Origin of the sequence: Thauera sp., from assembly GCF_047601425.1 — a bacterium.
In the GTDB taxonomy this organism is placed as follows: Bacteria; Pseudomonadota; Gammaproteobacteria; order Burkholderiales; family Rhodocyclaceae; genus Thauera.
The window spans coordinates 870003-890699 of record NZ_JASGJL010000001.1 but is presented as its reverse complement, the minus strand read 5'-3'; the positions used below and the strand labels follow the sequence as shown (position 1 = coordinate 890699).

The window sequence follows — 20697 nt, the reverse complement described above, 5'->3', positions numbered from 1 at the left end:
CATGAGCAAGACATGGTTCATCACCGGCGCATCGTCCGGTTTCGGCAAGGAACTGGCCCAACTGGTGCTTGCCAAGGGCGACAACGCGGTGCTGACCGCGCGCCGCCTGGAGCCGCTGCAGGACATCGCGGCGGCCCATGGCGACCGCGCGCTGGCGCTCCAGCTCGACGTGACCGACGCCGCCTCGCGCGCCACCGCGCTCAAGGCCGCGGCGGAGAAATTCGGCCGCATCGACGTGCTGGCCAACATCGCGGGCGCGGGCTCCTACGGTGCGCTGGAGGCATTCACCTCCGCGCAGATTCGCCAGCAGATGGAGCTGAACTTCTTCGCCGCCGCCGAGCTGTCGCGCGAGGTGCTGCCGCAGATGCGCGCGCGCAAGTCGGGCCACATCCTCAACCTGACCAGCATCGCGGGCCTGGTGGCCTTCCCGGGCAGCGGGCTGTACAACGCCTCGAAGTTCGCGCTGGAAGGCTTCACCGAGGCGCTGCACCACGAGGTCAAGCCCTTCGGCGTGCGCGTGACGCTGATCGAGCCCGGCGCCTTCCGCACCGGCTTTGCAGGCAGCGCCGCCATGAAGGCCGCGCAGGACATCGCCGACTACGCGCCGCTGACCGCCGGCATGGACGAGTACTACGCCACGCAGAACGGCCAGCAGATGGGCGACCCGGTCAAGGGCATGCAGGTGGTCATCGACATGGTGGACGGCGACACCGCGCCCGTGCGACTGATGCTGGGCGAAGATGCCTACCAGCTTTGGGAAGGCGCCGTCGCCTCACGCAGCCGTGATCTCGCCCAATGGCGTACGCGCGGCGAGGACACCGCCATCCCGGGCGCCTTGAAGAACACCGCCCAGGCGCTCTGATGGCCCAGGCGGCTCGGCCCATGGACACGGCCAGCCTGCCCGTTCAAACCGCCTGATGAATGTGGCATGGGCGGCCGTAAATCACGGCCGCCCATGCAGGCATCGCTCTTTTCGCAGCCTTTCTCAGTGCTGCAGAATCTTCCCCAGGAAGTCCTTGGTACGCGGCTGGCGGGCATCCGGGTTGCCGAAGAAATCGTCCTTCGTGCAGTCCTCCAGGATCTTGCCGCCGACGTCCATGAAGATGACGCGGCTGGCCACCTTGCGGGCGAAGCCCATCTCGTGGGTCACGCACATCATGGTCATGCCTTCATTGGCGAGGCTGACCATCACGTCCAGCACCTCGCCGACCATCTCGGGGTCGAGCGCGGACGTGGGCTCGTCGAACAGCATCACGATCGGGTCCATCGACAGCGCACGGGCGATCGCCACGCGCTGCTGCTGACCGCCGGACAACTGGCCCGGGAACTTGTCCTTGTGCGCCATCAGGCCGACACGGTCGAGCATCTTCAAACCACGCTTGGCGGCCTCGTCCTGGCTGCGCCCGAGCACCTTGACCTGGGCGATGGTCAGGTTCTGTGTCACCGTCAGGTGCGGGAACAGCTCGAAGTGCTGGAACACCATGCCGACGTGGCTGCGCAGCTTGGGCAGATTGGTCTTGGGATCATGCACCGGCGTGCCATTGACCCAGATCTCGCCCTTCTGGATCGGCTCCAGCGCGTTGATGGTCTTGATCAGCGTGGACTTGCCCGAGCCGGACGGTCCGCACACGACCACGACCTCCCCCTTCTCGATGCGGGTGGAGCAGTCCTCAAGCACCTGGAAGCTGCCATACCACTTGGAGACGTTCTTCATTTCAATCATGGACAAACCCTCTTCCGGACGGGAACCGCCGGTCAATGAATGATGGCGATCTTCTTGTGCAGCCGCTTCACCAGCCACGACAGGCTGTAGCAGATCACGAAATAGACGACGGCGGCAGCGATGAAGGCCTCGATCGGACGGCCGTAGTTCTTGCCCGCCACCTCGAAGCCCTTGAGCATGTCGTAGGCACCGATGGCGTAGACCAGCGAGGTATCCTGGAACAGGATGATGGTCTGCGTCAGCAATACCGGCAGCATGTTGCGGAAAGCCTGCGGCAGCACGACCAGGCGCATGTTCTGGCCATAGGTCATGCCCAGCGCCTGCCCGGCGAACACCTGTCCGCGCGGAATGGACTGGATGCCGGCGCGCATGATCTCGGAAAAGTACGCTGCCTCGAAGGCGATGAAGGTGACGGTGGCCGAGGCTTCCGCCCCGATCGGCGCGCCGAGGAACAGCGGCACCAGCAGGAAGAACCACAGAATCACCATCACCAGCGGGATGCTGCGCATGCCGTCCACGTAGATGGTGGCCGGCACGATCAGCCACTTGCGGCCCGACAGCCGCATCATCGCCAGCAAGGTGCCGAAGAAGATGCCGCCCAGCGTCGCCACCAGCGTCAACATCACGCTGAAATACAAGCCCTTCAGAATGAAGTTAGTGACCAGGTCCCAACTGTAGAAGGAAAAATCGAACGAGAGGTCCATGTTCAATGCCCTCCAGCCGCACCTGGCGCAGCCAGACCCGGAACCCGCACGCGCTTCTCGATGAAGGTCATGATGCGGTTGATGGCAAAGGCCGAGACGATGTACAGGCCGGTCACCGCCAGATAGATCTCGATGCCGCGCCCCGTTTCTTCCTGGGCCTGCATGGCGAACATCGTCAGCTCGGTCACGGACACCGCAAAAGCCACCGACGAATTCTTGAAGATGTTCATCGTCTCGCTGGTCAACGGCGGGATGATGATGCGGAAGGCATTGGGCAGCAGCACGTGGCGATAGGTCTGCCAGGTCGTGAAGCCCATCGCCATGCCGGCGTAGCGCTGGCCGCGCGGCAGCGCCTGGATGCCCGAGCGCACCTGCTCGGCGATCCGCGCCGAGGTGAAGAAGCCCAGCGCCAGCACCACCAGCACGAAGCCCGATACGGATTTCAGCGCCGGAAAGATGGCCGGCACGACGTGGTACCAGAGGAAGATCTGCACCAGCAGCGGAATGTTGCGGAAAATCTCCACCCAGGCGTTGCCGAAGCGCACTGCCCATTTGTTGTCGGGCAAGGTGCGTATGGTGCCGATCACCACACCCGCCACCAGCGCCAGCAGCAGCGCCAGCAGGGAGACGGAAACCGTCCAGCCCCATGCGGACAGCATCCAGTCGAGGTAGGTGATGTCCCCATCGGTGCCAAAACAGCCCTCGCGGACCGTGCGGTCCAGGGTGTCTTCGCAAAACATCTGCCAATCCCAAGCCATAGGATTTCCTTTCAGGTGCAGAAACGATGGCACATAGGACTGCCCTCAGCGCGGGCGGCCCTATCCATCGAAAAACCCTTTCCCTCCACGGGAAAGGGTGTTTTCAGGCTCGAAGCTTACTCGTTGTAGGCTTCCTTGGGCTTGTTGTCGGGGTTGTTCCAGGCATCGCGGGTCGCGTCGGACAGCGGCAGGCCAACCGCGGTATTGGTCGGCGGAATCGGCTGCAGGAACCACTTGTCCCACAGTTTCTCGAGCGTGCCGTCCTTGACCTGGCGGGCGATCGAGTCGTTCACCGCCTTCATGAAGGCAGGATCGTCCTTGCGCAGCATGCACGCGATCGGCTCAGTGGAAAGCGGCTCGCCGACGATCTTGAAACCCTTCGGGTTCTTGGACTTGGAGATGTTGCCGGCCAGGATCGAGGCGTCCATCACGAAGGCATCGGCGCGGCCAGTTTCAAGCAGCAGGAAGCTGTCGGCGTGATCCTTGCCATTGATGTCCTTGAACTGGATGCCTGCAGCACGCTTGTTCTGGCGCAGCAGCTGCACCGACGTCGTGCCTGTGGTGGTCGCCACGGTCTTGCCGTCCAGATCCTTGACGTCGTTGATGTTGGAATCCGCCCTCACCGCGATGCGTACCTGCTCCACATAGGTGGTGTTGGCGAAATCGACTTCCTTCTGGCGATTCAGGTCATTGGTGGTGGAACCACATTCGAGATCGACGGTGCCATTGACCACCAGCGGAATGCGGTTCTGCGAGGTGACGGGCTGATATTTCACATTCAGTTTCGACAGGCCCAGTTCCTTCTGCAGATCCTGAACGATGTTCTCCGCCATTTCAGTGTGGAAACCAACGTATTTGCCATTGCCCAGGGTATAGGCCAGGCCGGAGGATTCACGCACGCCCAAGGTGATGCTGCCCGAAGATTTGATCTTCGCCAGAGTGTCACCGGTCTGCGCCATGGTCGAGGTGGCGGCCAGTGCAGTGATGGCAATCGCAAGCAGATGCTTCTTCATTGTGTCCCCTTCGATGCTTGTTCAGGAGAGGCCATTCTAGAGCATCTTTTTCATTTTGACGTATCTACTTGAATTCAGCAGAACTGCTCAATCCTGGTGCAAAGCGCGCACGAAAAAGGGGCATTCGCCTATCGGCGAATGCCCCTATATCAAGCTGCTGAATTTCCGAATCAGCCAGCGCGATGCGCGGCCAGCTTCAGCCAGGTATCGACCACCGTATCCGGATTCAGTGAAATGGTCTGGATGCCCTCGTCCATCAGCCACTCGGCAAAGTCGGCGTGATCGGACGGCCCCTGGCCGCAGATGCCGACGTACTTGTCGAGCTTGTTGGCGGCACGGATCGCCATCGACAGCAATTGCTTGACCGCCGGATCGCGCTCGTCGAACGCATGCGCAACCAGGCCGGAATCACGGTCCAGGCCGAGCGTGAGCTGGGTCAGGTCGTTGGAGCCGATGGAGAAGCCATCGAAGTACTCGAGGAACTGCTCGGCCAGAATGGCGTTGGACGGGATCTCGCACATCATGATGAGCTTGAGATCATTCACGCCGCGCTTCAGGCCGTGCTCGGCCAGCAGATCGACCACGCCTTCGGCCTCTTCCAGGTTGCGCACGAACGGGATCATGATCTGCACGTTGGTCAGGCCGAGCTCGTTGCGCACCTTCTTCATCGCCGCCACTTCCATTTCGAAGCAGTCGCGGAAGGAGTGCGCGATGTAGCGCGAGGCGCCACGGAAGCCGAGCATGGGGTTTTCTTCTTCCGGCTCGTAGATATCACCGCCCAGCAGCTTGCGGTATTCGTTCGACTTGAAGTCGGACATGCGCACAATGACGGGCTTCGGGTAGAAGGCGGCGGCGATCGTCGCCACGCCTTCGACCAGCTTCTCGATGAAGAACTGCTTCGGCGTCGCGTAGCCGCGCGAGCGGCGGTTGATCTCGTCGCGCAGATTGGCGGGCACCTGGCCGATGTCGAGGATGGCCTTCGGGTGGATGCCGATCATGTTGTTGATGACGAACTCCAGACGGGCCAGGCCAACGCCGCCATTGGGTATCTGGGCGAACTCGAAGGCGAGTTCGGGATTTCCCACGTTCATCATGATCTTCACCGGAATTTCGGGCAGGTTGCCCATGTCGGTGGTGATGACCTCGAACTCCAGCTTGCCGCGATAGACGTAACCGGTGTCGCCCTCGGCGCAGGACACGGTGACGGATTCGCCCTCGTTCAGTACGTCGGTGGCATTGCCGCAGCCGACGATGGCCGGGATGCCCAATTCACGCGCAATGATCGCGGCGTGGCAGGTGCGGCCGCCACGGTTGGTGACGATGGCGCTGGCGCGCTTCATCACCGGCTCCCAGTTCGGGTCGGTCATGTCGGTGACGAGCACGTCGCCCGGCTGCACGCGGTTCATCTCGGAAGCATCGCCCACCACGCGGACCACGCCGGCACCGATCTTCTGGCCGATCGCACGGCCGTGGGTCAGGGCCTTGCCGTACTGTTTCAGACGGTACTTTTCCATCACCAGGCCGGAATCCTGGCTCTTCACCGTCTCGGGACGGGCCTGCAGGATGTAGAGCTTGCCGTCCTGGCCGTCCTTGCCCCACTCGATGTCCATCGGGCGACCATAATGCTTCTCGATGATGACCGCATAGCGCGCCAGCTCCAGCACGTCCTCGCTGGTCAGCGAGAAGCGGTTGCGATCGGCCTCGGGCACATCCACCGTACGCACCGATTTGCCAGCCACGGCCTTGTCGGTGAACACCATCTTGATCAGTTTGGAACCCAGGTTGCGGCGGATGATCGCCGGCTTGCCCTGCGCCAGCGTGGGCTTGTGCACATAGAACTCGTCCGGGTTCACCGCGCCCTGCACCACGGTCTCGCCCAGGCCATACGAAGCGGTGATGAACACCACCTGGTCGAAGCCCGACTCGGTGTCGATCGAGAACATCACGCCCGAGGCGCCCGAATCCGAGCGCACCATGCGCTGCACTCCGGCCGACAGCGCGACGTCGGAGTGGGCAAAGTTCTTGTGCACGCGGTAGGCGATCGCGCGGTCGTTGTACAGCGAGGCGAACACTTCCTTCATTGCATGCAGGATGTTCTCGTAGCCATGGATGTTCAGGAAGGTTTCCTGCTGGCCGGCAAAGGACGCATCCGGCAGGTCTTCGGCGGTAGCCGACGAGCGGACGGCGAAACTGCCCTCTCCTTCTGCGGTAATCTTGTCGTAGGCCGCCTTGATCTCGGCTTCGAGCTGGGCCGGGAACGGGATGTCGATGATCCACTGGCGGATCTGGGCGCCGGTCCTGGCGAGCGCATCAACGTCATCGACGTCGAGCGCGTCGAGCGCGGCATTGATGCGGTCGGCAAGGCCATCATGCGCCAGAAATTCGCGGTAGGCTTCCGCAGTGGTCGCAAAACCGCCCGGAACACGAACGCTCGAAGGCAGCTGGCTGATCATCTCGCCGAGCGAGGCGTTCTTGCCGCCGACCTTTTCGACGTCGGTCATGCGAAGTTCGTTGAAAGGAAGCACGTAGCGCGTCATGGATGACCTTCCACAAAAGAGAGATAGAAAGCAAAATCCAATTTTAACGTTTTATTGTGCTCTGCCGCACGACAGGGTTTGCCCCAATGCCAACCATGTCTCACTCCGAGCAAATACAGGCAGCGATCATGACTGACACTCCCACCCGCACCGTCTTCTTCGTTTCCGACGGTACCGGCATAACGGCTGAAACCCTTGGCCACAGCCTGCTTGCGCAGTTTCCTGAAAGCAGTTTCCGTCAGGTCCGCGCCCCTTTCGTTGACGATATCGACAAGGCCATCGACTGCGCAGCCCAGATCCGCGAAGCCGCGGCGAGCGACGGGGTACGTCCGATCGTGTTCAGTACACTCGTAAACGAAGACACGGTTGCGGCACTGCACAACGCCGATGCGCTATTCCTCGACTTGTTCGACCGTTTCATCGGCCCGCTCGAAACCGAACTCGGCCAACGCTCGACGCACGCTGTCGGACGCTTCCACGGCATTGCCGACAGCATCAACTACAAGCACCGCATCGAGGCGATCAACTTCGCCATGGCCCACGACGATGGCGTGTCCAGCAACGGCGAACTGGAGGAAGCCGATGTGATCCTGGTCGGCGTCTCCCGCTCCGGCAAGACGCCGACCAGCCTCTACCTGGCGATGCAATTCGGCGTCAAGGCCGCCAACTACCCGCTGATCCCGGAAGACTTCGAGCGCAACAAGCTGCCCGGCGAACTGCACAAATACCGCCGCAAGCTCTTTGGCCTCACCATCGCCGCCGAGCGCCTGTCGCAGATCCGCCAGGAGCGCCGCCCCAACAGCCGCTATGCCTCGCTGGAGAACTGCCGCTACGAGATCGATGCCGCCCAGAAGCTGATGCGCCGCGAAAACATCCGCTGGCTCGACTCGACCACCAAGTCGATCGAGGAAATCTCGGCCACCATTCTCCAGACCGTGCGCGTCGAACGACCTGCGTTCTGAGACACAGCACGGCCCGTCGGCAGCGGCCTGCGCTTATTCGGCTAGAATGGCGTCCTTGCGCCTGCCACCCGACACGGGCGCCATCGAAGGAAGCAACAGGACTGCACATGAAAAGAACGCGCATCAAGCGCCGCGGCGGCCTCGGACGCATCGCTGAACACTTGGCATGGCTGGCGAACGGCCTTGCCGAATCGACCAGCCGCGTCGAGGACAGCTACTGGGAGCAGCAGTTGAGTACCGCACTGGACGAGCAGCTCGAGAACAACGAAGAAGAGGCGCTCAACGCTGTGCTGGATCACCTCTACAGCACCGAAACGCGCGCCTACGACGAACTGGCCGATTTCATCGAATCCCGTGCCGAATGCGCCACCGGCGCTTTCGACGATCATGACGTGGTTCTCATCGCTGCCCCCATCCTTGCCTGGTCGCGCTACCGCATCCCTGCGGTCGCCGTGCCCTCGGCAGTACTTGCCAATCTGCGCGTTCATTTCCAGGCCCACGTCCTCGCCCAGGAAGCCCGCCTCGCCGTCGCCGATTTCCTGTTCAGCCCCGATCAACTGCCGCAGGGTTATTGCGCCACGGCGGAGTTCGCCAGGATGCTGGGCAAGGCGGCGATGAGCAATTCGGACCTTCGCATCGATACCGAAGGCATGCCGGACACGGCACAGTTCCTCTCCGACACCCGCTACCTGCTTGCTGCTGCAGCCGTACCTCGCGGCAAACCGGTTTTCCGCTGGCAGGAAAGGGATGGCAGCCGCGACAACGCACGCGAGCAATGGCGTATCCAGGGCGGCGCCTGTCTGACCCCACTGCTGCCCGGCTGTGCCGTCGATCTCGTGCTGCCCGAACCCTACTTCGCCGCCAGCCGCGCTGCCGACAAGGACAGCCGCCCATACTCGGTACGCGCCTCGGTCGCCTACTTGGGAACAGCCCTCGAAGTCCCCGCAGCCAACCTGCGTGCCGTCATCGCCCCGTTCTGGGACCGGGATCTCGAGGAATATCGCCTCGGCTTCAGCGTACGTGGAAACGACCAGATCGTGCATGGGGTGGTCTGGCCGCTGCTCGGTGCCGAAGACGACAGCACCGACATTCCCGCGCAGATCGAAGCAGTGCTGCGCGAATGCGGCCTCACCGAAGTCATCCACCTCGACCACCAGTTCCCGCTCGAATACTGCGACGACTGCGGCGCACCGATGTACCCCTCCGCCGAAGGCGAAGCCGTGCATGCCGAAATGCCGGAAGAGCAGATGGAGCAGATGCCCCGCCATCTGCACTGAGCGCAGGTCAAGCCACTGACGGAGACCGGAAAGCATGAGCAAGATCGACAGGAGCGACGCCGAATGGCGCGCCCAGCTTACCGACGAACAGTACCGGGTGACACGCCACAAGGGCACCGAACGCGCGTTCACCGGGCGATACTGGAACACTTGGGACAAGGGCAGCTACAACTGCATCTGCTGCGGCGCTCCGCTGTTCCGCTCCGAGCACAAGTTCGATGCCGGCTGCGGCTGGCCCAGCTTCTGGACTGCAGCCGAACCCGACAACGTCGCCACCGCGGCCGATCATAGCCACTACATGGTGCGGACCGAAGTGCTCTGCAGCCAGTGCGACGCCCACCTCGGCCACGTCTTCGAGGACGGCCCGCAGCCGACCGGGCTGCGCTACTGCATCAACTCCGCATCGATCGAGCTGAAACAGGACGCGGAAACACCCTCCTCGTAGGAACGGCGTTAGCCACGATGGCAGTCGTGGCAACAGGATCGCAGTCCTGTTCGCGGCTAGGCACCCCCGGCTAGGCGCCGCCGGCTAAAGCCGCTCCTACGGACATCCAGATATCAGGAAATAAAAAACCCGCGCTGCCCTGAGGCAAGCGCGGGTTTTTCGTGGGCGGAAGCTGCGCTTACACGCGTTCCCACACCGTGGTGATGCCCTGGCCACCGCCAATGCACATCGTGGCCACGCCATAGCGGCCATTGGTGCGGATCAGCTCGTGCAGCAGCTTGGTGATGATCACCGAGCCGGTCGCACCCACCGGGTGGCCCAGCGAGATGGCGCCGCCGTTCGGGTTGACCTTGGCCGAATCCAGACCCAGGCCACGGTTGACCGTGATCGACTGCGCCGCGAAGGCTTCGTTGGACTCGATCACGTCGATCTGGTCCAGCGTCAGGCCGGCGCGTTGCAGCGCGAGCTTGGTTGCGGGGATCGGGCCTTCGCCCATCACGTCGTTCGGCACACCGGCGATGGCATAGGACACCAGGCGGGCGATCGGCTTGTGGCCGGCCGAAACCGCCTTGGTCGCGTCGGCCAGCAGCAGGAAGGCAGCGGCGTCATTGATGCCCGACGCGTTGCCGGCCGTCACGGTACCATCCTTCTTGAAAGCCGGCTTCATCTTGGCCAGCGCTTCCAGGGTAGTCATGCGCGGATGCTCGTCGGTATCGAACACCACCGGGCCCTTGCGGGTTTCGAAGGTGATCGGGACGATCTGGCTCTTGAAACGGCCTTCGGCGATCGCCGCGGCAGCACGCTTCTGCGACTCCAGCGCAAAGGCATCCTGGTCCTCACGGGAGATGCCATGCTTGGTGCACAGGTTTTCGGCAGTGATGCCCATGTGGCCGACACCGAACGGGTCGGTCAGCACGGCAACCATCGAATCGATCGCCTTGGTGTCGCCCATGCGGGCACCGTTGCGCAGGGCGGGCAGCAGGTAAGCAGCGCGCGACATCACTTCGACACCGCCGCCGATGGCGTAGTCGGCATCACCCAGCATGATCGCCTGGGCCGAGCTGACGATCGCCTGCTGGGCCGAACCACACAGACGGCTCACCTGGAAGGCGACGGAGTCCATCGACATGCCGGCATTGATGGTGGCGACACGCGACACGTAGGCGTAGCGGGCATCGGTGGGGATGCAATGGCCGACGGAAGCGAACGACACCTCCTTGGGGTCCACTCCGCCGCGCGCGATCGCTTCCTTGATCACCACCGCGCCGAGGTCGGACGGCTCCATGTCCTTCAGCGAGCCACCAAAACCGCCGACAGCGGAACGAACAGCGCTCAGAACAACGACTTCACGATTTGCCATGCACACTCCCTCCTATGGGTTCTAAAAATCATCCACCCACCCACCCGGCCAAGCCGAGCAGAGCAAGCAGAAACAAGCATACCAGCAGTGCCCGCCAGATCAGGCCCACGGTACTTTGCATGTGATCGGCGTCCGCTTCGTCGCCCTGTCCCAACTCGGGCCGGTCGACGAAGCCGCCGGACTCGTGGATAGGCATGCCGAGTCTGACGCCCAGCGCACCCGCACCACTTGCGAGCAGTATAGCCGACGACTTGTCCGGCCACAGCACTGCCTGAGTGCGTCGGCAATAGATCGCACCCTCGAAATCGCCCACCACCGAAAACGAAGCCGCCGTCAGCCATGCCGGCAGCCAGTCGATCAGCTCGAAAGCGCGCCGCGCGAACCGGCCGGCGCCGGACTCCGCCTGGACGCCATGGCCCCACTCATCGGCAAAGAAGCGCGCCAGCCTGTACATCACCGCGCCGCTCGGCCCGGGCAGGATCACGAACCAGAAGGCGACACCGAACAGGCTGCGATGCGTGCTCACCAGAATCTGCTCGATGGCGAGCCTGGCCACCTCGCTGGCATCCGCCTCGCCACAGTCGCGCCCCCGCCATTCCGACAGCAGCGCACGCGCATGCTCCATGTCGCCCATCCGCAGTGCCAGATGGATGCCGGAAAAGAAACGGCCTTCGTGGCGAAAGCCCATTGTCAGAAACAGCACCACGACATTGAACGCAAACGCCAGTACCGGATGCATTTCCCACAACAGGTAGTGAAGCACCGCCGTCAACAGCGAGCCCAGCACCACGACACCCACCCAGATCAGCCGTCCATGCGTGGCCTGACCGTCACCGAAACGCTCGAGCAGGCTTCTCGACAGCTTTCGCAAAGGCTGGAGCACCCAGCGATCGACCGGGAGCGGACGGATCTGCTCGATGAGCAGAGCAATGATCAAGGCGAAAAGAGTCATGCAGGACTACTGTGGAAACGCAAACAGGATATTGCCAAGATAACACAGGCCCCGAGGGCACCGCGATGGCGCCACATCATGTGCCGGTTCAGACCCGACCGCCTTGCCCGGACAACAGACGGTACAAGGACATGATGATTCCCGCCGTCGCGCCCCAGATGTAGTAATCCTTGTAGGGCATGGCGTGGAACTGGCGCTCCCGGCCCTCGTGCATCAAGCTGTGGCGCAGATGATTGGCCGGGTCGAGAAAATGCGCCAGCGGCACTTCGAAAGCTTCGGCCACCTCGAAAGTATCCAGTTGCAGTTCGAATGGCGGGTGCACCACCCCCACCACCGGCGTCACGCGGAAACCCGTGCCGGTGTAGTAATCGGGCAAGGCGCCGAGCAGTTCGACACGGCTGCGGTCAAGGCCGATCTCCTCTTCCGTTTCGCGCAGCGCCGTCTCGACCGGCGAAGCGTCCTGCGCTTCGACCCGCCCGCCCGGAAAGCTGATCTGGCCCGGGTGGTGATGGAGGTGGTCGGTGCGCCTGGTGAGCAGCAGCGCAGGCGCAGACTGCCCGGCAACGACCGGGACCAGTACCGCCGCGGGGCGATGAAGTTGCCCATTCATCGTCTCGGGCCAATCTCCCCCCGGCCGCCCCGGCGCCTGCTGCAAAATCGTGCGCAGACGATCCAGCGGTTCGGACCAGATTTCAGGCGCCGCGTGTTGCCCCAGACTCACCTCATCCTCCCGTCGATCAATAACGCCGTTCCAGTATCAGGCGACTCCCTTCCTGGCTCATCTGCATGCGGTTCAGAAAGCTCATGCCCAGCAGGACCACCGGCATGTCGCCCTCGTGGATGGCCGCATCCACGCCCGCCAGTTCGATGCCACCGAGACGCACCGAGTTCAGCTTGACGATCCATATCGGTGCCACGCCATTGGCTGTCTGGCTGTAGACCTGCCGCCCCTGGCGGAAATCGATCCCCGCCCGCCTGGCATCGGCCGCCCCCATGGACACCGCAGTCGCACCAGTATCGACCAAAAACCGCATCGACGCACCATTGACGCTGCCCTGCGCAAGGAAATGCCCCTGGCTATCGCCCTCGATCATCACCCGCTGGGCAGTGCCCTCCGACGCCGCGCTGACCACCCGCTCTCCCAGCCGCAGCATTCGGCGCACACCACCGATTTCCACCACCGCCGAATCCGCCCCGACCGAAACGAGCCGTATGCCATCGGCCGTCGCCTGCCCGACACGCAGCGTATGCAAGCGGTCATCGTCAGTGACGATCACCGCCCGGCTGCCGAACACGCCGGACAGGCCGACACCAGTGGCTTGCGCAGTATTCGAGGCCAGACAGACTCCAAGCGCCAGCACGGCCGCCATCAGGCGCGGCACCTCAGACAAGGCAAGCCTCATTCGTCGATCGCTTCACGCCATACCGCCCGCCTTCCCTGAAAACCCTCGTCACTGCTTTCCCAAGGCGGCTGAGGCGAACGTTCGGGGGTCGGGTTATCTCCTTTCACGATCGAGATAACCGGTTCGCCGTCAACATAAACGACATTGATACCCACGATCGGTGCGCTGAAGCGTGTTGACACCCAGCCAAGTGACGGCAACTGCCCTCCGGTACGATAATTGACGAAGTTCAGCCAACTGTATCCACCCGGCTCGCAAGCCGTCGTACTCGGCACCGTCGTCGGCACGATGAGCACACCACGCACCAGCATGGAGGGAACGTTCTGCCGTTCTCCGGAATCCGGCAGATCGACATACCATCCCCGTTCGCTTGTGGGAACCGGGTTGTTGGTGCCGGTACGCTCTGCGGCAGTCGTCTCGGTGAACTCCTGCCGTACAAGGGAATTGCGTGGATTGACCAGCGTCGCGCTCGCGTCATCATCCTTGATGCCATACAGGGATTGAAGCTGACGATTGCTGAGGTCGCTCACCTCCAGATATTTGCCCGTGCCGATGAAGATCATGCGCTTGCCATTGACCTTGCCCAGCGTCGGGCGCGTCGTGACGGGCTGGGGTTCGGTCGCCGCCTCATCCGCGTAAAGCCGTGCGAACCTGAACGGATTTTCCCCGCTGACCTCTCCCCTGTTCAGGTCGAAGCGCCAGACGTTGCCGAGCAGATCGCCTCCATAGGCATAGCCCGCGGTGTTGTTGCGATTCTGGTCATCCGTCCAGACGACGATGCGTGCAAGGCCGCTGGGCGTGGCTGCGCTTCCCACGTCCGTGCCGATTTTGCGCACCACCGCACCCGTCCAGGCGTCGAGCACATATACGAAACCCTCACCGGGATTCGAGCCTTCGATATTGTTGTAGCCGGAAGTCAGCACGGCGACCCATTGACCGTCCTCGAGCTTGGTCACGATCGGCTCGCCAAAACTGTAACCGAGGTCGTTGTCGTCGTCGGTCGTGAACTCCCACAACAAGGCTGGCGAATTCGGATTCGTGACATCCAGCGCGTAGTAACCCCGCCCGCCGCCATTGAGACCGCCGATCAGGACTGTCTTCCAGACAGCCGAGCCTGCACTCGTGCAGTTGCTCGTGCAGATGTCCCATACCGTGGGTGCGCCGTTCACATAGTAGCGATGCAAGGCACTATAGTTCTGATCGGCCAGCAGCCACATGTTCGGGACGACCATGCTGGGCACGAAGGCCCAACGCTCTCCGAGGCCCTCCGCATTGAAGGCATGCAGCATCCCATCGTTCGAGCCGACGTAGAACCGTACCGCCCCGCGACTCCTGTGCAGCCTTGAAAGAGACAAAGCCGGGATCGGCGTAATTGAAATTCGGCTTCTGCACATAGATCGGTGTGGACTCGACGAGATCGCCCAGTATCGCATCGCGTGCGCGGAACACCTGCCGCTCCACCGCATTGCTGCTGCGCATCTCGAAACCGTGCTGTCCCCGGAGGTAATTCACGAGATTGGAGCCGGTCGCCTGTGCCCGTTGCCCCGTCGTCAATTCACCCCATTGACTTAACGCCGATGCGTTGAAATATGCTTGCTGCGAGGACGTGAGGTTGTCATAGGTGAAACTCACCAAGCCATCGCTGCCGCTCGTGTAAATGGTCCGGATATCCGTCTCCGCATCCACCTTGCTTGCCATCGTGCCCGAGCAGGAACCGAACTCCGACGTCACGTTCTCGACGCAATGTAATGGCTCGAGCCCGACCTCTCCCGTGGTGAGGTCGATTGCACGCGCTTCGAGGTTGCCTGTCCACTTCTCGGTCGTGAAACTGGCGACATAGGCAAAATTGTTTCCCGCCACCGGAGAAAGCGCGCTCGTTGCCGCTGCCGCACCCGCACCGACCTTGACCCTGATTTCCCTGAGCGCGTCGCGCAGGCCACTGGCAAGCTCCGCAGGATTTCCAGCACTGAAATACGTGCCCCGGCCACTCACCGCGGCATGCCACATGTCATCGACCGCACTGGGTTTATCTGCCTGCGGAACCGGCCAGTTTGCTTGCGGCGTGCCCAGGCCTTTCAGGATATTGTAATAATCGCCGGATTCGGCGGTCTTGTAGTCGCTCTGATAGCGCAACTCTCCATCCACACCCAGGCCGAGAGTGAAGGTGGTCATGTGCTGCTTTGAATTATTGTCCTCGCCGCTGGTGAAAACGTTGTTCGTGCAGACGTTTTCGCCAGAAAGCGCCCCTGCACAATTGCCCAGCGCAGAGGTCCTCAAGTCCGTTTCATAGTAGTATTTCGCCACATCGGCCAGGCTCCCCGAGCTTGCCGTCGGCCCTTCGTAATACGGGCGAGGCGTTCCGGAGCCATCTTCGTTGCCGATGGCCGACCCCGCCAGATTCCCCCCTCCGTTCCCGTTCCAGTAACCATCCGAAGTCAGCAAGGCAAAATTCTGCTGGCAGGAATACTGGACGGGATCGGCGCCTGTGGTACCGCTCCCCTTGCCCGCGTAAATCCGTCCGACATCCGACAAAGCCCTGCGCAAGGGCGTGCCGCCGGTGGGCCTGGCATCGAACAGCTTGCCGTACCAGTCTGCCTTATGGCTGCCGGTGAAGTTGGCGATCTTGAGATTGACGCTGTTGTTGTTGTTCAGCGAGCGAAAACCCACACGGTAAGTGCTGTCGATCGTGACGAAGGTCCGGCTGACCGAGGTCTTCATCGCCTGCATCCGTGTTCTGTACCAGGCGAACCAGTTGGCGAAATTGCGCAATTCTTCCGCATAAGTGCAATTCGGCGCCGCCACACAGTCGCTGCGCTGGCCACGATCCAACAGAATGCTGCCTTCGGCGTTGAGGATATTGCCGTAGGTCACGCCCGGCACGATGTCGATGCGCGTGAACGTGCCGGGGACGAATGCCATTGCGCTGGCGGCGACCCCACCGCTGAAGCTCATGCGCGCCGAATTCGCCCAGGAGGCGCCAAGCATGGAAGCTACAAGGCTTTGCCCGTTATACGACCCGTCCGGCGCCGTGACGACCATGTTCGCAGTGCCGCTGCGTGCTGCCGAAAATCCATTGGAAATTCGGTCCGCGATTGCATCCGCAAGGCCGCGGTTCCGGGTGTTTGCATCATTGCTCGCGTTGCAGTACTTCAGTGATTCGCTCAGCAGCTCGATGCCGCCAACGCGAATACTGTTGACCGTGACGACATTCGTTTTTCCGTTGCAGACGCTTCCAGCACCCGTCGCATTGCTTCTCGAAACGCCACTCACGCCGAAAACTCCCGTACTGCTCGGCACGGCCGAAACGGCCGAACTCGTCACGACGGTGGGGTATCTCGGATAATTGTAGGTAGCATTCTGCGTCGCACGGCAATCCGTCAGGTTCGCATTCCGGCACCAGCGCAACTTTGCCGGCACACGATGCGTCGCGGTCGGAGCACCGGCCTCGACGCAATCGACAAGATTGTTGTCCGTGCAGTACTCGGCAGGCAGCATCACGTAATAGAAAGGCCCTGTCGGCCGTTGCTCGATACTCGGCGAATCGACAGGCCCGACCGCAAATCGTGCCGTACCGCCAGTGGCTCTCGCCGCCCTCAGCCAAGTATATGATTTACCGCCGACCACGCCCGGCAAAATATAGTCGCCATTGCGGAGGCAATCGCTATAGCCGGAATCCGTACACCACTCGACATCCGGATAATTTCCCGTCAGGTTCAGTGTGTCCGTTCTCTGAATACCGTATCCATCCAGCGGCACCGAGTCGGTACCGCCATAGTCCGTTGCCTCATTCCCGTCGTATGTCTGCGGCGGCCGATAAGTCACCGTCGGGTCGTAGTAACTCTTGTTGAAACCCGAAGCATAAAAAGGCGGCATGCCTCTGTGGGCTGTCAAGGATGTCGGTTGGCAGGCCTCGCCATCTCCTCTCGCAGTGCCGCCCTGGGTCCCGGTCGCCTCCCGGCAGCAGCGATAGTTGGTGCCGGCCGAACTCGTTCCCTTGCAATAGCTGCCATCCGTCACCAGGTCAGGCATGAACTCCCAATCCATACTGCCCGAATCGTCGAGGATGAACATCAGATTGGGCTTTACTTCGGTCGTGGCCGCATTCGTCAGCGGCGTCCTCGCCAGATCGACGACATCCGCCATTGCCATTTGCGGCATGATCAAGCCGGCAGCGACGCTCGCCAGGAATGTGAACGCACGCAGAGTCACGTTTCTCATGATGTGCTCTCAATAAACAAAGGCTTGAACATAGCTGACCGTATTGCGCGGGCCATCGACCCGGGCCGTGATGCGATACACCGGACTGGCAAGGCCATCGTTTCCCAGATCGGAGCGGTCAGTGCTGACACCCTGGCTGTAGCCTTCCGCAGCGCCTTCGATCAGCAGGCAGATATCGACGGTCGGCACCCCCGTTTCGGAGCACATGCGCTGGATGACGTAGCGGATGCGGTTGCCCGACAGGTCGACGCCGTTGGTGATCCCCGCTCCGGTGGCAACACGCGTCGTCACGCCTCCTGCAGCCCAGGTTTCGTCAAGCAGTGGATCGAACCCGCTGGATGTCGCGTAATAGGCATTTGCCGTGCGGTGGACTTCAAAGGTGTCCGGCGCAACGGAATTCATCCATTCGATCGCCGTTTCCACGCCATTGTCCGCCGTCAGGGTCGCAGCCTGTTTCAGCGAGACATTGCCCGCGACGATGATGTTGGTGTCGACCGAACGCACCAGCGCCAGCGCCGCAAGCGCCAGGGTGACGAGCGCAATCAGGGTGATCAGCAGGACGACGCCCCGCTGTCGGTATGGCCCAGGGCGGGCCGGATGCAATTCTCTCTTCGGCATCACATCGCCCCTTTCGCCCAGACCACGTTGCGCAAGGGAATGATCGTCTCGAAAACCCTGTAGCGGTAATGATCCCAGTCGGCAGCACCGGAGAGGTCGATGACCGGAGCGGGCGAGTCGAAGCCGCCCAGGCTTTCATCCTTCCAGGCGCACACACCGGTCGGCGGATCGGTCGCCTGGTTGCAGGCTTGCGAAACCGGCTCTGGATCGCGCAAGGAACTGCGCGCGACGATCGCGACCCGCACGGCCTTGATCCGCTTGCGCCGATCGGTGTTGCCCAGGTTGGCCCAGTCTCCGGTCGCGTCGACCCACTGCTGGATTGCAGAATCCCCGGCCGAATCCGAAATCCCGTACTGGGCCTGCATACTGACGATGCCGGTGGCAATCTCCTGACCATTACGCAGGAGGCGATCACCTTCATCTGCAACGGAGAATGTCACTTCACGATATTGGCCAAGACACGACGCAAACCACGGGGAATCACCCGGCGCGGGCAGGCTGCCGGAAGGCAACGGCGATTCGAGATCCGCGTAGCCATCCGCATCGAGGGTGATTTCCGTGGTGTTGGTCGCAGGAGCCGGCAAATCCTCGACTGAAAGCAGATAGCAGGTATCGCCGCCGTTCGACATGATCAGGCTGTCGCCCACCCGGCAGCCGAGATTGCTGCTGACCGAAAGCACGTCGCCATCGCGCCGGGTGATCTGGGTGGCGATACCGCCGGACATCGATCCGCCATAGCGCACCGTGATCGTATCGTTTTCAGCCCCATCCCCGTTCACGATCACGATCGGCACCGTGCTGAAGCCGCCGGCCATCGTGCTGCCGTTGAGCGCAGTCGTGCAATTGAGCAAATTGGCCCCCCGGTGAAAGAGCGCGAATCCGTAGCCCGCCAACTGTGTTTCCCGCAGCACGGCCTGCAGCGCCAGGGCGCCGCTGGTCTGGGTGTCGGCCGTGCCGGTGGTGATGCGCTTCTGCCCTTCGAAGCTGCCGAACACCTGCATGACGACCAGCAAGGCCAGCAGCCCCACGACCATGCCGACCATGATTTCCACCAACGTGAAGCCGTGGCGGGAATGCCTTGTTTTCCACATCGGACGATTCATGATCATTCATCCCACTCCATGACCCGCGCATCGATCGTCACATTGTTGAATCGCGGTTCATCATCATCTGAAACCTGTTTGCGATGATCTTCCTGACTCACGCCCCAGGTCACGGTCACCCTGAGCATGCCGAGCGCCGGAGACGACACCGTCGAATATCCCGAGGGAAGAAGATTCGGGTCTATTTCCTGTGCTTCTTCTGCCTCGACCAGATCGGCCCTTACCACGCCGGACGGATTCGCCCAGAATCTGCCGATCTTCTGCTGGGCGATGTACGTGGCCGTGCTGCGAAACTGGGCCTCGGTCGTGTTCGTGACCATGTTGGCCTGGATGCCGATCAGGCCGAGCACCGCGATCGAGAAGATCAGCAGGGAGATCAGGGCTTCGAGCAGCGCCATCCCGCCCTGCGGCTTGCGCGACACCCGGCCGCAAAAATCTGCATGTGCCATGTTTCGCTTCTTCATGGGCAAGCCCTCAGATCGGTCGAACCCGCCGGAAAGCTGGCTTCGCAGACCCTGATGCTTCCGCTTGGACTCACGATGATGCGCAATTCCCGGCTTTCGGCCTCGGTGAGTGCAGAGGTGTCGACCAGGAGTTCGATACCTCCCGCCGGCTCCCGTACTCGCCCCGCGGCATTGAACACCACAGGCACGGCGCCCTCTTCGATCTCGACCGTCACGGCTGCGGACGAACCTTCGTCGCCACTGCGGCTCTGGATGGTGTTCGCATCGTCCGGGCTCGGGCAGGCTCCGGCAGGATCGGGCTGGAGGCATACCGCCCAGGCCCCGCCAGCCCCCCCATCACGCAAATCGAACTGGACTGGACTGTTACGCTGAATAGCCTCGACACGTGCGATCTGCAATCCGTTCTGGATCGACTCAGCCGCCGTGCGGACCTTGCCGTTCTGTATCCACGTGCGAAAGCTCGGCACGGCAATCCCCAGCAGCACGGAGAGAATCGCGATGCCGATCATCAACTCGATGAGTGTGACGCCGCTGGCGTCACGGCGCAGGTTCAGCATCCGCCCCCCGATCCAGTGACCCAGCAGGTTGCGTTCGCTGTCCAACCGGAAGGAACGGCAGTCGTGCGCTTCCTGTTGTTCTGATCGATGGTGAATACGAAGCCTCCGGTTCCCTGGCCGGCTCTCCCCGTGGCGGTTATGGTGTAGGTCTGCGACCATGCGTCGTTGCCCGGGTCGCAGACATAATCGAAGAAGCGCTGATCGCCGATTGCGGCAAGCCTGGCCGGCGCCACCCCGCATACGCCTGCGGCACCGTTGTAGCGTCGATTGTCCTGAAAATAGCGCTCCATGTGCACACGCATTTCCGACAGATTGGCACGTGGCTCGGCGAGCTTGCCCTTGAGGATGTAGGTGCTGTATTGCGGTATCCCCACCGCCGCCAGGATGCCGATGATGACGACCACGATCATCATCTCGATCAACGTGAAACCCTGGTTCTTTCCCATGATGTTGTCCCTTCTACCTAGCATTACAGTATTCTCTTCCGCCTCTCCCTGCCTGGACTGGAAGACGAACGGAGCGGAAAACGGGATCAGTGGCATTTGACACGCGCTTCCAGAAAAGGAAGGGCAGGACCGCGCAATGGCAAAGTCCGGCCCTTGA

General features: G+C 62.1%; 20 protein-coding genes. 4 read left to right on the top strand and 16 right to left on the bottom strand.

Going from position 1 to position 20697, the window contains the following annotated elements:
* Position 1 precedes the first annotated feature (1 nt).
* Entirely contained in the window at positions 2 to 862 is an 861-nt protein-coding gene (locus tag QM748_RS04370; protein WP_415245828.1) for an oxidoreductase, read from the top strand.
* 123 nt (positions 863 to 985) lie between these two features.
* Here the strand turns inward: QM748_RS04370 and QM748_RS04365 are convergent, their stop codons facing one another.
* From QM748_RS04365 to ppsA, 5 genes are all read right to left on the bottom strand, one after another.
* Positions 986 to 1723 (bottom strand): amino acid ABC transporter ATP-binding protein, encoded by a 738-nt coding sequence (locus QM748_RS04365; protein ID WP_415245827.1) that lies wholly within the window; start codon positions 1721 to 1723, stop codon positions 986 to 988.
* Between the two features lie 32 nt (positions 1724 to 1755).
* Complete coding sequence (locus QM748_RS04360; protein WP_415245826.1) at positions 1756 to 2427, bottom strand: amino acid ABC transporter permease; 672 nt, start codon at positions 2425 to 2427, stop codon at positions 1756 to 1758.
* A gap of 2 nt (positions 2428 to 2429) precedes the next feature.
* Positions 2430 to 3167 (bottom strand): amino acid ABC transporter permease, encoded by a 738-nt coding sequence (locus QM748_RS04355; RefSeq protein WP_415245825.1) that lies wholly within the window; start codon positions 3165 to 3167, stop codon positions 2430 to 2432.
* A 134-nt stretch (positions 3168 to 3301) separates the two neighbouring features.
* Positions 3302 to 4198 carry an amino acid ABC transporter substrate-binding protein gene (locus QM748_RS04350; RefSeq protein ID WP_415245824.1) on the bottom strand — a complete coding sequence of 299 codons (897 nt, stop codon included), beginning with the start codon at positions 4196 to 4198 and terminating at the stop codon, positions 3302 to 3304.
* 170 nt (positions 4199 to 4368) lie between these two features.
* Positions 4369 to 6735, bottom strand: a complete 2367-nt coding sequence (ppsA, locus tag QM748_RS04345) for a phosphoenolpyruvate synthase (RefSeq protein WP_415245823.1) — start codon at positions 6733 to 6735, stop codon at positions 4369 to 4371.
* 128 nt (positions 6736 to 6863) lie between these two features.
* Between ppsA and QM748_RS04340 the strand changes: the two genes are divergently transcribed.
* The 3 genes from QM748_RS04340 to msrB all read left to right on the top strand — a co-directional run bounded on the left by QM748_RS04340 (position 6864) and on the right by msrB (position 9419).
* Positions 6864 to 7697, top strand: a complete 834-nt coding sequence (locus QM748_RS04340) for a pyruvate, water dikinase regulatory protein (RefSeq protein WP_415245822.1) — start codon at positions 6864 to 6866, stop codon at positions 7695 to 7697.
* A gap of 107 nt (positions 7698 to 7804) precedes the next feature.
* Positions 7805 to 8974, top strand: a complete 1170-nt coding sequence (locus tag QM748_RS04335) for a DUF2863 family protein (RefSeq protein ID WP_415245821.1) — start codon at positions 7805 to 7807, stop codon at positions 8972 to 8974.
* Positions 8975 to 9008: 34 nt separating this feature from the next.
* The gene (gene msrB, locus QM748_RS04330; protein ID WP_415245820.1) at positions 9009 to 9419 is read left to right on the top strand and encodes a peptide-methionine (R)-S-oxide reductase MsrB; all 411 of its coding nucleotides are present in this window, start codon (positions 9009 to 9011) and stop codon (positions 9417 to 9419) included.
* A gap of 178 nt (positions 9420 to 9597) precedes the next feature.
* On the opposite strand, the gene QM748_RS04325 is transcribed toward msrB, so the two are convergent.
* The 11 genes from QM748_RS04325 to QM748_RS04275 all read right to left on the bottom strand — a co-directional run bounded on the left by QM748_RS04325 (position 9598) and on the right by QM748_RS04275 (position 20540).
* Positions 9598 to 10779, bottom strand: coding sequence for an acetyl-CoA C-acyltransferase family protein (locus tag QM748_RS04325; RefSeq protein WP_415245819.1), 1182 nt, complete (start codon positions 10777 to 10779; stop codon positions 9598 to 9600).
* A 28-nt stretch (positions 10780 to 10807) separates the two neighbouring features.
* Positions 10808 to 11731 (bottom strand): CobD/CbiB family protein, encoded by a 924-nt coding sequence (locus QM748_RS04320; RefSeq protein ID WP_415245818.1) that lies wholly within the window; start codon positions 11729 to 11731, stop codon positions 10808 to 10810.
* Positions 11732 to 11819: 88 nt separating this feature from the next.
* Positions 11820 to 12341 carry a CoA pyrophosphatase gene (locus QM748_RS04315; RefSeq protein ID WP_415245817.1) on the bottom strand — a complete coding sequence of 174 codons (522 nt, stop codon included), beginning with the start codon at positions 12339 to 12341 and terminating at the stop codon, positions 11820 to 11822.
* A gap of 127 nt (positions 12342 to 12468) precedes the next feature.
* Positions 12469 to 13101, bottom strand: coding sequence for a TIGR02281 family clan AA aspartic protease (locus tag QM748_RS04310; RefSeq protein WP_415245816.1), 633 nt, complete (start codon positions 13099 to 13101; stop codon positions 12469 to 12471).
* A gap of 29 nt (positions 13102 to 13130) precedes the next feature.
* Positions 13131 to 14423, bottom strand: a complete 1293-nt coding sequence (locus tag QM748_RS04305; RefSeq protein WP_415245815.1) for a pilus assembly protein — start codon at positions 14421 to 14423, stop codon at positions 13131 to 13133.
* Entirely contained in the window at positions 14323 to 17352 is a 3030-nt protein-coding gene (locus QM748_RS04300; RefSeq protein WP_415245814.1) for a hypothetical protein, read from the bottom strand. Before QM748_RS04300 ends, QM748_RS04305 begins: the two co-directional genes overlap by 101 nt.
* Before the next feature lie 9 nt (positions 17353 to 17361).
* On the bottom strand, positions 17362 to 17970 hold the full coding sequence (locus tag QM748_RS04295; protein ID WP_415245813.1) for a hypothetical protein: 609 nt from the start codon (positions 17968 to 17970) through the stop codon (positions 17362 to 17364).
* Complete coding sequence (locus QM748_RS04290; protein ID WP_415245812.1) at positions 17970 to 19079, bottom strand: PilW family protein; 1110 nt, start codon at positions 19077 to 19079, stop codon at positions 17970 to 17972. Before QM748_RS04290 ends, QM748_RS04295 begins: the two co-directional genes overlap by 1 nt.
* On the bottom strand, positions 19076 to 19537 hold the full coding sequence (locus QM748_RS04285) for a type IV pilus modification PilV family protein (RefSeq protein ID WP_415245811.1): 462 nt from the start codon (positions 19535 to 19537) through the stop codon (positions 19076 to 19078). The genes QM748_RS04290 and QM748_RS04285 overlap by 4 nt, the downstream gene beginning before the upstream one ends.
* Entirely contained in the window at positions 19534 to 20094 is a 561-nt protein-coding gene (locus tag QM748_RS04280; protein WP_415245810.1) for a GspH/FimT family pseudopilin, read from the bottom strand. Before QM748_RS04280 ends, QM748_RS04285 begins: the two co-directional genes overlap by 4 nt.
* Positions 20088 to 20540, bottom strand: coding sequence for a type IV pilin protein (locus tag QM748_RS04275; RefSeq protein ID WP_415245809.1), 453 nt, complete (start codon positions 20538 to 20540; stop codon positions 20088 to 20090). The genes QM748_RS04280 and QM748_RS04275 overlap by 7 nt, the downstream gene beginning before the upstream one ends.
* Positions 20541 to 20697: the final 157 nt, after the last annotated feature.